At 60.3% G+C, this 14,728-nt stretch carries 14 protein-coding genes; 3 read left to right on the top strand and 11 right to left on the bottom strand.

Annotated features, from left to right (window positions below):
* Positions 1-11 precede the first annotated feature (11 nt).
* From IE188_RS15320 to IE188_RS15275, 10 genes are all read right to left on the bottom strand, one after another.
* Positions 12-1,139: a beta-ketoacyl-ACP synthase III gene (locus IE188_RS15320; RefSeq protein ID WP_191287395.1), complete on the bottom strand. Its 1,128-nt coding sequence runs from the start codon at positions 1,137-1,139 to the stop codon at positions 12-14.
* A gap of 78 nt (positions 1,140-1,217) precedes the next feature.
* Positions 1,218-1,865 (bottom strand): RluA family pseudouridine synthase, encoded by a 648-nt coding sequence (locus IE188_RS15315; protein ID WP_191287394.1) that lies wholly within the window; start codon positions 1,863-1,865, stop codon positions 1,218-1,220.
* Between the two features lie 38 nt (positions 1,866-1,903).
* On the bottom strand, positions 1,904-2,803 hold the full coding sequence (gene rarD, locus IE188_RS15310; RefSeq protein WP_191287393.1) for an EamA family transporter RarD: 900 nt from the start codon (positions 2,801-2,803) through the stop codon (positions 1,904-1,906).
* Between the two features lie 98 nt (positions 2,804-2,901).
* A complete protein-coding gene (locus IE188_RS15305; RefSeq protein WP_407648256.1) occupies positions 2,902-5,349 on the bottom strand; it encodes a GcvT family protein in 2,448 nt (815 codons plus the stop codon).
* A gap of 117 nt (positions 5,350-5,466) precedes the next feature.
* Positions 5,467-6,429: a GlxA family transcriptional regulator gene (locus tag IE188_RS15300; protein ID WP_229836915.1), complete on the bottom strand. Its 963-nt coding sequence runs from the start codon at positions 6,427-6,429 to the stop codon at positions 5,467-5,469.
* A complete protein-coding gene (locus tag IE188_RS15295; protein ID WP_191287391.1) occupies positions 6,426-8,879 on the bottom strand; it encodes a GcvT family protein in 2,454 nt (817 codons plus the stop codon). Before IE188_RS15295 ends, IE188_RS15300 begins: the two co-directional genes overlap by 4 nt.
* Before the next feature lie 23 nt (positions 8,880-8,902).
* The gene (locus IE188_RS15290) at positions 8,903-9,277 is read right to left on the bottom strand and encodes a GFA family protein (protein WP_191287390.1); all 375 of its coding nucleotides are present in this window, start codon (positions 9,275-9,277) and stop codon (positions 8,903-8,905) included.
* Between the two features lie 10 nt (positions 9,278-9,287).
* Entirely contained in the window at positions 9,288-9,860 is a 573-nt protein-coding gene (locus IE188_RS15285; RefSeq protein WP_229836913.1) for a helix-turn-helix domain-containing protein, read from the bottom strand.
* A gap of 102 nt (positions 9,861-9,962) precedes the next feature.
* Entirely contained in the window at positions 9,963-10,418 is a 456-nt protein-coding gene (locus tag IE188_RS15280) for a GAF domain-containing protein (protein ID WP_191287388.1), read from the bottom strand.
* Between the two features lie 60 nt (positions 10,419-10,478).
* Positions 10,479-11,657, bottom strand: a complete 1,179-nt coding sequence (locus IE188_RS15275; protein WP_191287387.1) for a thiolase family protein — start codon at positions 11,655-11,657, stop codon at positions 10,479-10,481.
* A 100-nt stretch (positions 11,658-11,757) separates the two neighbouring features.
* Here IE188_RS15275 and IE188_RS15270 point away from each other — a divergent pair, with 100 nt between their 5' ends.
* From IE188_RS15270 to IE188_RS15260, 3 genes are all read left to right on the top strand, one after another.
* On the top strand, positions 11,758-12,105 hold the full coding sequence (locus IE188_RS15270) for an STAS domain-containing protein (RefSeq protein ID WP_191287386.1): 348 nt from the start codon (positions 11,758-11,760) through the stop codon (positions 12,103-12,105).
* 67 nt (positions 12,106-12,172) lie between these two features.
* Complete coding sequence (locus tag IE188_RS15265; RefSeq protein ID WP_191287385.1) at positions 12,173-12,601, top strand: ATP-binding protein; 429 nt, start codon at positions 12,173-12,175, stop codon at positions 12,599-12,601.
* A 107-nt stretch (positions 12,602-12,708) separates the two neighbouring features.
* A complete protein-coding gene (locus tag IE188_RS15260; RefSeq protein ID WP_191287384.1) occupies positions 12,709-14,295 on the top strand; it encodes a gamma-glutamyltransferase family protein in 1,587 nt (528 codons plus the stop codon).
* A gap of 21 nt (positions 14,296-14,316) precedes the next feature.
* Here IE188_RS15260 and hspQ read toward each other — a convergent pair whose 3' ends face one another.
* Entirely contained in the window at positions 14,317-14,643 is a 327-nt protein-coding gene (hspQ, locus tag IE188_RS15255) for a heat shock protein HspQ (RefSeq protein WP_191287383.1), read from the bottom strand.
* Between the last annotated feature and the right edge of the window lie 85 nt (positions 14,644-14,728).

Genomic DNA, 14,728 nt, shown 5'->3' with positions numbered 1-14,728 from the left:
ATTCTGCGCCGTCAGGCGCGCCGCACCACAACGGACCCAACCGAATACCCTGCGCCGAAGGAACAGATCACGCCCGTATCACCCGGCGCCAGATCGTCCGAGAACTTCGAAAACGCGATGATCGATCCGGCGGAGGACGTGTTGGCGTAGTCCTGCAGGATGTTGGGCTGTTCGCCCTCTTCCGGGGTGCGACCCAGAACCTTTTTGCCGATGAAATCGTTCATCGTCTTGTTGGCCTGATGCAGCCACAGCCGTTTCAGGTCGTCGGGGGTCACATCGATGTCGTCGATATGATCCAGAATGTGCTTCGACACGATGGGCAGCACTTCCTTGAAGACCTTGCGGCCATTCTGCATGAACTGCATATCGCGGCGGTCTGGCAGATCACTGCCGCTCTCGCGCGTGCGGCGCAGGAAGCCGTTGTTGTTGCGGATATTGTTGGAAAACTGCGTCAGGCAGCGGGTGGACAGGATCTCGAAATGGTCGCCCTTGGCGTCTTCTTTCCGCTCGATCAATGTCGCGGTGGCCACGTCACCGAAAATGAAATGACAATCGCGGTCGCGCCATTCCAGATGGGCCGAGCAGATTTCCGGATTCACCACCAGCGCGCGCTTGACCGAGCCCGAGCGGATCATGTCGGCCGCCGCCTGAATTCCGAACGTGGCCGAGGAACAGGCGACATTCATATCAAACGCAAACCCGCCCGCGCCCAGCGCCTGCTGTATTTCAATCGCAATCGCCGGGTAGGCGCGTTCATGGTTTGACGCGGCACAGATGACCAGATCAACCTCGCTTGCCTCTCGTCCCGCCTGCGCCAAGGCCTTCTTGCAGGCATCCACGCCCATCTCGGTCATGATGCCCGGTTCATCATCGCTGCGTTCACGCAAGGTTGGATGCATGATATCGGGGTTCAGCACCCCCGACTTGTCCATCACATAACGCTGATGGATGCCCGAGGCCGAGACGATGAACTCTTCACTGGAATGCCCGATCGGTTCCGCCTCGCCCGCAGCAATGGCGTCCGCATTTTTGGCGTTCTGTTTGTCGGCATAGGCGTTGAACGCTTCAACCAGTTCGGCATTGGTGATGGTCTGCGTGGGTGTGAACACCCCGGTGCCAGAGATAACAGGCTGGATCATGTGAGACTCCTCAAACGTTGGGTCAGTCAATCAGGAAGCACTCGGGGCGGCAAGGGGAACTGACCTTTCGTCATCCCGTCAGAACGGGCACTTGGCCTTGAAGGTCAGCCCCTTTCCGCCATCCGGGTGACGCAAACGCAGGCTTTCGGCATGCAGCATCAGGCGCGGGGCATTGCGCGCCTCACCCTCGGCATAGAAAGGATCCCCCAGAATGGGATGCCCGATTTCCTTCATATGCACCCGCAACTGGTGACTGCGTCCGGTTTGCGGCAACAGACGGACACGGGTGGCTTGTTCCTCGTATTTCAGGACTTTCCAGTCGGTGATCGCGGGCTTTCCGTTCTCGTAATCCACATGCTGCTTCGGCCGGTTCGGCCAATCGACGATCAAAGGCAGATCGACAGTGCCTTCGCGGTCGGCCACGCGACCCCAGACGCGGGCGACATAGGCCTTCTTGACCTGCCGTTTTTCAAACTGAAGCCCCAAATGGCGCTGCGCATGGGGGGTCATCGCAAACACCATGATACCCGACGTGTCCCGATCCAGCCGGTGCACCAGAAGCGCGTCGGGAAATACCGCCTGAATGCGAGACAAGAGGCAATCGGCCAGATGCGCGCCCTTGCCCGGCACTGACAAAAGGCCCGCCGGTTTGTCGACCAGCAACAATTCGTGATCCTGATGGACGATCTTCAGCGGATCATCGGGCGGGGTATATTCATCTGACATGGGCGCCAGATAGCCTGTGTGGCGCAGCCGGGCAAGGCTCAGCGGCGGCGCATCCCGCGCAGCATCGAGGTGGTATAGATCACCAGCGCCAGCCAGATCAGCGGAAAGGCAATCAGCTTTGCACCCTCAAACGGTTCGTCAAACACGAACACAGCGACCAAAAAAATCATCGTCGGCGCGATATATTGCAGGATCGCGATGGTCGACAGCCGCAACAGTTTCGCGCCATTGGCATAAAGCATCAACGGCACCGCCGTCACCACGCCACATCCCAGAAGCAATGCCGTATCCATCCCTGTCAGCAGGAAATGGCTTTGCCCCTGTGCCGTCAGCCACGCCGCAAAACCCAAAGCGGGAAGCAGAAGGATCAGGACCTCCAGCATGAACCCCTGATTGGGGCCAATCGGCAGCGACTTCTTGCACAGCGCATAAAGCCCCCAGGTCAGTGTCAGCCCGACAGCAACGACGGGCAACCGGCCTGCGTCGACGGTCAGAATCACGACCGCAGCAAAGGCCAGCGCCACAGCCACCATCTGCGCCCGGGTCATTCGCTCACCCAAAAGGATGGTGCCCAGAAAGATCGAGAACAGCGGGTTGATGTAATAGCCCAGCGCGGCCTCCAACGCCTGTTCATGCGCAATGGCCCAGACATAGATGCCCCAGTTCACGGAAATCAGCGCAGCAGTCAGCACACCCAGAAGCAGAGTTCGCGGATTTGCAAGGGCCTCGCGCAGTGCGCCGGTGCGCCCGGACGCGATCAGGATGACGCCGGCCACCGGCACAGACCAGATGACACGATGGGCGACCACCTCGGCGGCGGGCATGTGAGCCACGGCTTTCATATAGAGCGGCAGGAACCCCCACAGGAAATAGGCCGAAATAGCCAGCGCCAACCCTTGTGGCGTATCTTCATTCTTTGGTTTGCTCATGTCCGTCATCGCGCGCTCCTTATCCCGCCTTTATGGCAGTTGGAGCGGGAAACGGTAGTCAGATTTCCGTGGGCGATCGCATCAAGAAAAGTGATGCTGTGCGCCGGTCACATTCGAACCCGCTCTGATTTCGGATCATACATGGGCTTCAGTGACGCCTCGGCTTTCACCCGTGTGCCCGCCACGTCGATTTCATAGGTCGAGGCCAGAACCTCGGCCGACGTCTCGCCCTTGCACGGCACGTATCCCATGCCGATGGCCGCCCCAAGGTGATGCCCGTAACCGCCGGAGCTCAGGTATCCGACGATTTCACCGTCGCGGATCAATGGCTCGTTGTGATAAAGCTGGGGTTCCGGATCAGTCAGCTTGAACTGCACAAGGCGCTGAGACAGGCCTGCCTCTTTCTTGGCAAGTACCGCATCACGCCCGATGAAGTCCGGTTTGTCGGCTTTCACCGCAAAACCCAGCCCCGCTTCCAGCACGTGATCTTCACAGGTGATGTCGTGGCCGAAATGGCGGAACGCCTTCTCGATCCGGCAACTGTCCATCATATGCATCCCGCAAAGGGTCAGCCCCATGTCCTGTCCCGCTTCAAAGATCGTTTCGAACGCGTGGGCGGCCATGTCTGAGGAGACATAGACCTCCCACCCCAGCTCGCCCACATATGACACGCGATGGGCGCGGGCCAGACCCATGCCCAGTTCGATCTCTTGCGCGGTTCCGAACGGGTTTGCGTCATTGCTGAAATCCGCCGGGCTGACGCGTTGCAACAGCGCGCGGGAATTTGGCCCCATCACGGCCAACACACCCTCGCCCGCCGTGACATCGGTGATCACAACGCGGGCGTCACCCATATGGCGGCGCATCCAAGTCTCATCCGCCAGACGCGTACCTGACGGCGTGACCACCAGATAGGCGGTTTCCGACAGGCGGGTGACGGTCACATCCGCCTCGATCCCGCCGCGGGGGTTCAGGAACTGGGTATAGACGATCTTGCCGACCGGCACCGACATGTCAGCCCCGCAAACCCGGTTCAAAAACGCCTCGGCATCCGGGCCTTCGACGCGGATCTTACCGAAGGATGACATGTCATACATGCCGACATTCTCGCGCACCGCCCCGTGTTCGGCGGCAGCATTTTCGAACCAGTTGGGGCGGCCCCAAGTGTATTCGTATTCCCGCGCCTGCCCCTCATTGGCAAACCAGTTGGCACGTTCCCATCCAGCGGTTTCGCCCATGACGGCGCCCCGGTCCAGCAGGTGCTGGTGGAATGGCGTGCGCCGGACGCCGCGCGCGGTGGCTTTCTGGCGAAACGGGAAGTGGTCGGCATAAAGCAGGCCCAGCGTTTCCTTGGACCGTTCATAAAGATAGGTCTTGTTGCCCTGAAACGGCTGCATCCGATTTATGTCCACATCACCCAGATCAAAGGGTTTCTCGCCCTTATCCATCCACTCGGCCAGCGCCATACCCGCCCCACCGGCGGACTGGATGCCGATCGAGTTGAACCCCGCCGCAACCCAGACATTGTCCATCTCGGGTGACAAGCCAAGGTGATAGGCATCGTCCGGCGTGAAACTTTCCGGGCCGTTGAAGAAGGTGTGAATGCCTGCCTCGGCCAGCATCGGCATCCGGTTGCAGGCGGCTTTCAGAATGGGTTCGAAATGGTCGAAATCCTCGGGAAGCTGGTCAAATTCAAAGCTGTCGGGAATGCCGTCCATCGCCCAGGGCTTGGCGTTCGGTTCAAACGCGCCCAACAGGATCTTGCCGGCGTCTTCCTTGTAATAGGCGCATTCGTCCGGCACCCGCAGCACTGGCATCTGGGTCAGGCCCGTGATCCCCTCGGTCACGATATAGAAATGCTCGCACGCGTGCAGCGGCACGTTCACGCCTGCCATTTTGCCAACCTCGCGACCCCACATGCCCGCGCAATTGACGATCATGTCGCAGGTGATTGAGCCCTGATCCGATCCATCATCCGATGTCCAGTTGACACCCGTGACCCGACGACCATCCCGGACAATGCCCGTCACCTTGGTGCGTTCCTTGATCACCGCGCCGCGTTGCCGTGCCCCTTTTGCCAAAGCCAGCGCGATGTTGGCAGGATCGGCCTGCCCATCGGTGGGCAGCCAGATGCCCCCGGTGACGCCATCCAGGTTGATATGCTGATAACGCTCTTTCACCTCGGCAGGCGACAGTTCTTCGCAGGGGACGCCGAAGGCGCGCGCCATGGCGGCGCTGCGATACAACTCCTCCCGCCGTTCATCCGTCAATGCGACCGAAACCGAACCGACCTGCCGCATCCCGGTCGCCACGCCGGTTTCCGCCTCTAGCCCCAGATACAAATCCGCCGAGTATTTGGCGAGCTTCGTCATGTTCGACGACGACCGCAATTGCCCGATCAGGCCAGCGGCATGCCACGTGGTGCCGGAGGTCAGTTGTTTGCGCTCTAACAGCACAACATCTTTCCAGCCCAGTTTGGTCAGGTGATAGGCGACAGAACATCCGATGACACCGCCGCCGATGATGACGACACGGGCATGATTGGGAAGGCTCATGATCTCTCACTCCATGCAGGTTTGGCCATGTGGGTTTGGCCATGTGGGTTTGATGTGACGGTGGCATGATCTTCAGGAGCGGAACCTTTCTGATCCGTCACATTTGTCGGAAATCTGTCATCCTGCGGGGCCTCGCGCGCGCCTGAGGGCGGTGGGCGTGACCCCGAAATGCCGCCCGAACAAGGTCGAGAACCCGTTGGAAAAGCCGCAGGCCAACCCGACGTCGCGCACGCTCATCGAAGTTTTCAACAGAAGCGTATTGGCTTGGTTGAGCCGTAGCTCGCGATAGTAGGCGTTCGGCGAGGTGCCGAAATGTTTGCGGAACTGACGTTCCAATGACCTTTCGGAAATATTCAGATACCCGGCAAGCTCTGAAATTCGCAAAGGTTCCTCCAGATTGGCCTGCATCAATTCGATACACTGATCGAGCGTACGATTGCCGCTGCGCGACAGCTCCTTTCCCCCGAACGGCTGCAGCGTCGACGAGGTGCGGATGGTTTCATGCAAGAAAATGTCGGTGACCGTCGCCACCGCCGCTGCACTGAGATGGTCGCCCAGGATTCCCAGAACCAGATCATAGGTCGCCCCCATGCCCGCGCTTGTGGTGATCTGCCCGTCATCAGCGGCAAGGGCATTTGACCCCATGCCGGGCGTGCCGCGTTCATTCAACAGCGCCCGGTTTTCCCAGTGGGTGGTGTGGCTCATCAGTTGTTCACCGGTTTCGGAGATATAACGACTGGCGGCTTCCGACAGCAAAATCACACGCGCACCGGCCCATTGATACGCCTTGATCGTCTTGCGCATCGACAGGTCCGGGGCATCGGGGTCCGAGTTGCCCAGCACAAAAACATACTGTGCCGTATGCTTGTTGTCGAAGGGGTGAGTGTCGATGGTGATCCCGGCACGGCAGCCCACCACGCCACCGCGCTTTGACAGCCAGCGCCATCGAAACGCCTCTTTCGCGGTCACGCGGTTGGCAGTGCGCAGAAGTTCGACGATGGCCGTGAACTCGGTCAGGACGAACCCGTCCGCCACCACGATATCCACAAGGATGGGGGATTGACTTGCGCAATCCGTCACGCGCGCAACCGCTCGTTGCGGGGATCCCATAGCGGCTGGTCTGGCTGCACGATGGCGGGACACCGTTCGCCGTAAATCTCGACCTCGACCTTTGTGCCCGGCACGGCCAGATCGGCCCGAACCATGCCCAAGGCGATCGAGGCATCGGCACGATAACCCCACCCGCCCGACGTGGTTTCGCCGACGATCTGGCCGTCATGCCAGATGCAGGACATGTAAGGCGCATCCGCATCACCAGCGTCGATCGTCAAGGTGACAAACCGCTTCTTTGGTCCGGCTTTCGCTTCTGCCTGCAGCGCCGCCTTGCCGGGAAAGTCTTGTAGTTTGTCCAGATGCAGGAACCGCTCAAGACCCAGTTCCAACAACGTGTAATCCGTCGACAGATCGCCCTTCCACGCCTTGTATCCCTTCTCAATTCTCAGCGCGTCCAACGCATACATGCCGAAGGGTTTGACGCCTTCTTCAACAAGCGCGTCCCAGATCGCGGGCATCGCATCGGGGGCAGCATGGATTTCCCATCCAAGTTCGCCGGCAAAGGACACCCGCAGCAATGCCGCCTCTTGCCCCGCGACCTGACCATCGAAACTGGCCGACAACCACGGCAGGGTCAGGTCATGCCCCACGACCAGCTTGCCAAGAATTTCGCGGGATTTCGGGCCTGTCACCAACAGGCATTCAACGTCCTTGGAATGATCGGTTACGGTGATCCCATCCGGCGCCTGCCGCGTGAATATCTCGGCATCATGCCATTGCGCGACCGAGGCAGTGATCAACCCGACCTCATCCGGGCCATGCACCATGACAGACATTTCTGTCAGGCATCGTCCACGCGCATCCGGGAAATAGGCCAGACTGACGCGCCCCTCTTTCGGCAGGCGAGAGGCGGTCAAGCTGTCCACGAAATCACGCGCACCCGGCCCTTTAACTTTCAGCCGCGTGAACCCGGTGATCGGCAGCATCCCGCAATGGTCGCGCACGGCTTCGCACTCTTCGCGGATGCGCGCCTCCCACGGCCCGGATCGGCCCCATGTATGGGTTGCCTCAAGCGATGTGTCATCCCCCGGCTTTGCGAACCAGTTGGCCCGCTCCCACCCGTTATATGCCCCGAACACGGCGCCAGCCTTTTTCAGGCGTGAATGCAAGGGTGAGAGTTTCTTATCGCGCCCCGCAGGCCATTCGTGGCGCGGAAAGTGCATGGCGTACTCGTTGCCATACACCTCCATCCCTTTCTGCACGCAATAGTCGTGATCGGTGTAATCAGTGTAACGGCGCGGGTCGCAGGCCCACATATCCCATTCGGTTTGCCCATCGACGACCCATTCCGCCAGCACCTTGCCCGCGCCACCACCTTGCGCGATGCCGAAGGTGAACACACAGGCCTCGAACGCGTTTTTCACACCCGGCATGGGGCCGATCAAGGGAAGCCCATCGGGAGCATAGGGGATCGGGCCGTTGATCACGCGGCTGACGCCTGCTGTGCCCAGCGCGGGCACACGTTCCATCGCATCCGTGACGATATCCTCGATCCGGTCCAGATCGTCATTCCAAAGCTGGAAGCTGAAATCGTCCGGCATCGGGTCGTCGTCGGTGTGCCAATGGGCGCGGCAATTGGGTTCATAGGGGCCAAGGTTGAACCCGTGTTTCTCCTGCCGCAGGTAATAGGACACATCCACATCGCGCAGCAGGGGCAGCTTCTTGCCCGTTTCCTTGGTGAAGGCCTCAATCTCGGGGATTTCTTCGGACAGCAGATATTGATGGCTCATCACCATCATCGGCACGGTGCGTCCGCCATAGGGCTTGAACCACTCGCCCACCCGCTGTGCGTAATACCCGGCGGCATTGACGACGTAGTCGCAAGCGATGTCACCCTTGGGCGTGTGGACGGTCCAGGTGCCGTCATCGTGTTGCGTGACCCCTTCGGCGGGGCAGAAGCGCAGGACCTTCGCCCCCATGTCTCGCGCGCCCTTGGCAAGCGCCTGCGTCAACTGTGCGGGGTCGATATCTCCGTCATGCGGATCATAAAGCGAGCCAACAATGTCATGGGTTTCAAGAAACGGATAACGCGCCTTGGTTTCTTCGGGCGACAGGATCTCGATATCCATCCCCTGATAACGCCCCATGCTGGCGGCGCGTTGAAACTCCTGCATTCGTTCCCTGGAATGCGCCAGCCGGATCGACCCGGTGACGTGGTAGTTCATCGGGTAATCCACCTCGTCCCCCAACTGCGCGTAAAGCTCGGTCGAATAGCGCTGCATGTTCATCACCGCCCACGAGGTCGAGAAAGTCGGCACATTCCCCGCCGCGTGCCAGGTTGACCCGGCGGTCAGTTCGTTCTTTTCCAGAAGCACGCAATCGGTCCAACCCTTCTTGGCCAGATGATACAGGGACGAGGCACCGACCACACCGCCGCCGATGATGACGACGCGGGCTTTTGTGGGGAAATCGGACATAGCAGGCTCCGTCTTTTTAGGGGTTAGGTGTCGCTTTGCGGAACGCCGTCCGCGATGTCGTAGTAGTCGCCCTTGTCGGCAACGAAGATATGCTTTTCCAAGGTCAGACCTGTCGGCCCATCAATGGCACCCAGCGAGAAGCTGATCGTGTCCTCGTCATGGGCTTTCCAGAACAGAAACGATCCACAGGTCGGGCAGAAGCCCCGCTTCGCGGTTTGGCTTGAGGCAAACCACTTCACCGCACCCTCGATGTGAAGCTCACGCTCCGGCACATAGGCCGACGACCATAAGCCACCGGATTGTTTTCGACACTGGCCGCAATGGCACATCGACACGCCTTTTGGTGGGGCTGCGGTTTCAAATCTGATCGCACCACACAGGCAGCTTCCCTGCAGCATCTCGGCCTCCTCAATACACCGGCGGCGCGATCACCCAGATCGCAACGGCGGGTTCATCATAGGGGTTCGCCCATTCGTGCAACTCGCCCCGGATGCGAAAGCTGTCGCCCTGCGCCACGGTGAACCGGCGGCCCCCGATGGTCAGGTCCAGCCTGCCGGACACCATGTACCCCACCTCCTGCGTTGGTCGGAGCGCCGGGGTCTGCATTTTCGAGCGGGGTTTGAAAGTGGAATGCACCACTTCAAAATCATCGGTCAGGTCAGGGGACAGGAGTTCCTCGATCAACCCTTCGTCACCCGAGCCCATCGGGCGGCGCGCGCCAGCCCGCACCACATACCCTTGTTCGCCCGCCGGGGCCGAAGCATGGGCGAACAGCAGCGACATCGGCACCCCAAGCGCCTGCGCCACCGCGCGCAGGTCAGAGATTGACGGATCGGACATATCCCGCTCGACCTGGCTGAGCCATCCGACCGATCGCCCCAATCCCGCCGCCAGTTCAGACAGCGTCAGCCCGCGCGACTTTCGCAACGCACGAATGTCGGCACCCAGGCTGCGTGGTGAAACCGGATCGCTGTGCAACATACGAGGCATCCCCTGCGTGATATGAAACAGGTCGTGAAATTTTCACGTATAATTTCACGATTGCGCAGAAGCATGATTCGACGCAAGCGCAATCTGTCGGTGCTATTTTACGAAAGTGGCGGACAGGATCACCGCCAGTTGGTCTGCATCGTCCTGCGTGAACGCGTCCGGCTGATCGCTGTCGATGTCAAACACCCCGATCAATGCGCCCTTCCGGTTCCAGACCGGCAAGACAAGCTCGGACCGCGTCGAGGACGCACAGGCGATGTGGCCGGGAAAGGCATCGACATCCGGCACAAGCTGCACCTGCCCCGTGCGTGCCGCCGCCCCGCAGACCCCGCGCGAAAACGGGATCTGCAAACAGCCATGCCCGCCCTGATAAGGACCGATTTTCAAAAGGTCAGGGGCAACGACGCGGTAAAACCCGGTCCAGTCGAAACGGTCATCGGCGTGATGCACCTCGCAGGTGAGCGTGGCCATCAGGGCCACTTCGTCCTGTTCGCCTTCGGTCAGGGATGCGACCACCTGTGCAAGTTCGGCATAATTGACGCGCGCCATGGGGGCTCCGATCGGAAAAGGGCGCGGATGATCCGCGCCCCTCTGTCTATAATCTCAGGCTCAGACGCGTTCAATCGCGATGGCGGTGCCTTCGCCGCCGCCAATGCAGATCGCCGCCACACCGCGTTTTAGCCCACGTTTTTCCAGAGCGTTCAGCAGGGTCACGATGATCCGCGCACCTGATGCGCCGATGGGATGGCCCAGCGCACAGGCGCCACCGTTCACGTTCACCTTGTCGCGCGGCAGACCCAGTTCATGCATGAACGCCATGGGAACGACGGCAAACGCTTCGTTGACTTCCCACAGGTCCACGTCGTCGGTTGTCCAACCCAGCCGGTCCAACAGCTTTTTCGCGGCAGGAACGGGGGCGGTCGGGAACAGGTTGGGTTCCTGTGCGTGACTGGCGTGACCCAGAACGCGGGCCCGGATCTTCAGCCCATTGGCCTTGGCGGCCTCTTCGGATGCGACGACCAGCGCCGCCGCTCCGTCCGAGATGGACGAGCTGTTCGCGGGCGTCACCGTGCCATCCTTGCGGAATGCCGGTTTCAGGGTCGGGATTTTCTCGGGACGCGCATTGCCGGGCTGTTCATCCTCGGACACCACGACATCGCCCTTGCGGGTCTTGATCGTAACCGGTGTGATCTCGCCTTCGAATGCGCCGGACTTCTGCGCATCAAGTGCGTTTGACAGGGATTTCAATGCGTAATCGTCCTGCGCCTCGCGGGTGAATTGGAAGCTTTCGGCGCAATCTTCGGCAAAGGTGCCCATCAGGCGACCCTTGTCATAGGCATCCTCAAGCCCGTCCAGGAACATATGGTCGACCACGGCCCCATGGCCGATGCGCGCACCGCTGCGCATCTTCGGCAACAGGTAAGGCGCTTCGGTCATGCTTTCCATACCGCCCGCGACCATGATGTCCGTGCCGCCAAGGGTCACCTGATCAAAAGCGATCATCGTTGTCTTCATGCCCGATCCGCACATTTTGTTCAGCGTGGTCGCAGGCACTTCCTTGCCCAAACCGGCGGCAAACCCGGCCTGACGCGCCGGGGCCTGACCCTGACCTGCGGGCAGAACGCAGCCCATCAACAGCTCTTCGATCTGGGCAGGTACCGCGCCCGCATCTTCCAGCGCAGCCTTGATCGCGGCCCCCCCAAGATCGGCGGCAGCTACACCCGAAAACGCCCCCTGAAACCCGGCCATCGGCGTGCGCGCCGCGCCTGCGATTACGACATTCTTCATCGTTCTCTCCATCCCTAAGCAATTTCCCGACCACGCTTACCGAATGGTAACGATCGCCGTCTAGACTGTAGTTCTACCAATCGCGGGAAGGAGAATACAGTTGGAACTTGCCCATTTCGACACCGCCGGGGCGCGGGTGATCACAGTGAATGAACACCGGATCGACGCAGCCATCGCAATCAGCTTCAAGGACCGAATGCGCGAACTGACTGACCAGGGGCCAGATCGCATCGTCGTCGACATGACGCAGGTCGATTTCATCGATTCCAGCGGGCTGGGTGCCATCGTGGCGGCCATGAAACAGGTCGGGCCGTCAAAGTCCTTTGAACTGGCCGGGCTTTCCGGCACGGTGCAGAAGGTGTTCAAACTGACCCGCATGGATACCGTGTTCACGATCCACGCCACACTCGAAACCGCGCTGGGCGGCCCCATCGCCGATGCCGGCTGAGGCGTTTTGCTTCATGGGGCAAGCTCACCAGCGGCATAATTCTGCGCTTTCGCCAGAAACGGACGAGATGAGCCTGGTATTCCCCGCCCGCCCGATGGCCGTGCGCCGGGCGTTGCGCGCGTCGATGACTGGATTTTCTCGTCTGAGCCTGACGTCGGACGAAAGCGGCGTCATCGAAATTGTGTTGGCGGAGGTTCTGAACAATGTGGTGGAACATGCCTATGCCCACCACAAGGACGGCGTGGTTGAGCTGCGCGTGAAGCGGCGGAAAGACAGTCTGGAGTTCACCGTGCTTGACGATGGTGTGCCCCTGCCCAATGGCGCCCTGCCGAAAAGGTCAGAGCACTGCTTGAACGTCCCCGTCGAAGACCTGCCCGAAGGCGGTTTTGGCTGGTCGCTTATTCAGGAACTGACGCGGGATCTGCGCTATCACCGCAGCAATGTCCGCAACAAGTTGGAGTTTACCATCAAGTTGGCGGACACGCAGATCATCTGACCTGTGTGGCGCTCGTCACACTTTTGTTCCAGCCTGTCAGGGAACCTGCATGTTGGAAAAATCCGCGTCTACTCGTAGGCTTCGCAAAACCCCGACCGAGAGGGACCATGCGAGACTTTCACCTGCCGGGACGCTCACCGGTTTATGCCACGAACGGGATCTGCGCCACATCTCACCCGCTGGCAGCGCAGGTCGCCGTCCAGATCCTGAACGGGGGTGGGAATGCCGTGGATGCGGCAATTGCCGCTGGCGTCCTGCTTGGGATCTGCGAACCTCACATGACCGGGATCGGCGGCGATTGCTTTGTCCTGCTGGATGCCCCGAACCGGAAAGACATCATCGCCCTGAACGGATCAGGCCGGGCACCTGCCGGGTTGTCCGCAGATGCGTTGCGAAACGATGGCTTCACCCGAATACCGGAACGATCCGTCCACGCCGTGACACTTCCCGGTGCGGTCGATGCGTTCTGCATCTTGTCGGAAGATTGGGGCCGATTGTCCCTGGCCGAAACGCTTGCCCCGGCGATCCACTACGCAGAAACGGGCGTTCCCGTTGCCCCTCGCGTCGCGCTGGATTGGGCCAGTGCTGCGCGTGAAGGGAACCTGTCCGGTGTCGCGCGTGATTTCTATCTGCACAACGGCGCCGCTCCGCAGGTCGGCGATATCTTTCGCGCACCGAAACAGGCCGAGCTCTTGCGCATGATCGCGCAAAAGGGCCGCGCCGGGTTCTATGAAGGCACGGTGGCCGAGGATATGGTCACCAGCCTGAAAGCCATGGGTGGCACCCATGAACGGGATGACCTCGCCCAGCCGCAGGCGTTCTATACAGATCCGATATATGGCACCTACAAGGGGATCGACCTGGTCGAGCATCCACCGAACGGGCAAGGCGCGACGGCCATACTGATGGCAAAGATCCTGTCGCATTTCGACCTGACGGATCTGGACCCGGTGGGGGCTGATCGTACCCATCTTGAAGCCGAAGCGGCCAAGCTGGCCTATGACGCGCGCAACCGGTTCATCGCCGACCCCGATAACACCACGCGACTGTCCCATATGCTGTCGGATGACACTGCCGAGAAACTGGCCACCCTGATCGATCCGCGCCGCGCGAGGGACATACCCAACTGGATCAGCGAAGCGGTGCACCGCGATACGGTCTATCTGACGGTGGTGGATCGTGACCGGATGGCGGTTTCGCTGATCTATTCGATCTTTCATGCCTTTGGATCCGGATTGGCATCGGACAAGTTCGGCATTCTGTTTCAGAACCGGGGCGCCGGGTTCAACCTGACGCCGGGCCACCCGAACGAAGCGGGAGGCAACAAGCGCCCGATGCACACGATCATTCCCGGAATGCTGCGCGAAAACGGGCAGGTTACGATGCCGTTCGGGGTGATGGGCGGGGCATATCAACCCAATGGCCATGTGCGGTTTCTGAGCAATATGGTGGACTTCGGGATCGATGCGCAGACCGCGATCGACACGCCCCGTTGCTTTGCCGATCAGGGCGTGCTGCGACTGGAGCGCGGTTATCATCCCGAGGTACAGGCGCAACTGGCCGCGATGGGGCACAAGATCGTTCTGACCGAGACGCCGATTGGTGGCGGACAGGCGATTCGCATAGATCATGAGCGCGGGATCCTGATCGGGGCGTCGGACCCGCGCAAGGATGGCTGCGCCATCGGATACTGATGCAGAAGGGTCGGGGGTTTGTCAGTTCAGCTGAACATGCAGCGGATACTGGCCATCTTCCAAATCACCGAAAAACTCCGGCAGGTCCGGGTGGCCCACAGGTTCACCGGAATAATCCGCAACCAGATTCTGCTCGGACACATAGGCCACATAGTAGCTTTGGTCGTTCTCGGCCAGCAAATGATAGAACGGCTGGTCCTTCTGAGGGCGACTGTCTTCGGGGATCGCGTCATACCATTCCTCGGTGTTCGAGAACATGGCATCCACATCAAACACCACACCGCGGAAGGGATGCTTCCGGTGACGGACAATCTGCCCAAGTGCATATTTGGCGCGCGTCTTTAACATTAATTAAAGCTCCTGACCTTTTACCTAACGCCTCCGAAGGGTGTTTGTCCATGGAATCGGACTTGTTTTCTGCGAAACAAATTGT

It is taken from the genome of Aliiroseovarius zhejiangensis (genome assembly GCF_014656375.1).
GTDB classification, from domain to species: Bacteria; Pseudomonadota; Alphaproteobacteria; order Rhodobacterales; family Rhodobacteraceae; genus Aliiroseovarius; species Aliiroseovarius zhejiangensis.
This window is presented reverse-complemented; position numbering and strand designations above follow the sequence as displayed.

Bases quoted from the DNA above. Each gene is read 5' to 3' on its own strand.
- IE188_RS15280 (WP_191287388.1), bottom strand. From the start codon at position 10,418: ATGGCGCGCGTCAATTATGCCGAACTTGCACAGGTGGTCGCATCCCTG.
- hspQ (WP_191287383.1), bottom strand. From the start codon at position 14,643: ATGTTAAAGACGCGCGCCAAATATGCACTTGGGCAGATTGTCCGTCAC.
- IE188_RS15290 (WP_191287390.1), bottom strand. From the start codon at position 9,277: ATGCTGCAGGGAAGCTGCCTGTGTGGTGCGATCAGATTTGAAACCGCA.
- rarD (WP_191287393.1), bottom strand. From the start codon at position 2,803: ATGACGGACATGAGCAAACCAAAGAATGAAGATACGCCACAAGGGTTG.
- IE188_RS15265 (WP_191287385.1), top strand. From the start codon at position 12,173: ATGAGCCTGGTATTCCCCGCCCGCCCGATGGCCGTGCGCCGGGCGTTG.
- IE188_RS15320 (WP_191287395.1), bottom strand. From the start codon at position 1,139: ATGATCCAGCCTGTTATCTCTGGCACCGGGGTGTTCACACCCACGCAG.
- IE188_RS15295 (WP_191287391.1), bottom strand. From the start codon at position 8,879: ATGTCCGATTTCCCCACAAAAGCCCGCGTCGTCATCATCGGCGGCGGT.
- IE188_RS15315 (WP_191287394.1), bottom strand. From the start codon at position 1,865: ATGTCAGATGAATATACCCCGCCCGATGATCCGCTGAAGATCGTCCAT.
- IE188_RS15260 (WP_191287384.1), top strand. From the start codon at position 12,709: ATGCGAGACTTTCACCTGCCGGGACGCTCACCGGTTTATGCCACGAAC.
- IE188_RS15305 (WP_407648256.1), bottom strand. From the start codon at position 5,349: ATGAGCCTTCCCAATCATGCCCGTGTCGTCATCATCGGCGGCGGTGTC.
- IE188_RS15285 (WP_229836913.1), bottom strand. From the start codon at position 9,860: ATGTTGCACAGCGATCCGGTTTCACCACGCAGCCTGGGTGCCGACATT.
- IE188_RS15275 (WP_191287387.1), bottom strand. From the start codon at position 11,657: ATGAAGAATGTCGTAATCGCAGGCGCGGCGCGCACGCCGATGGCCGGG.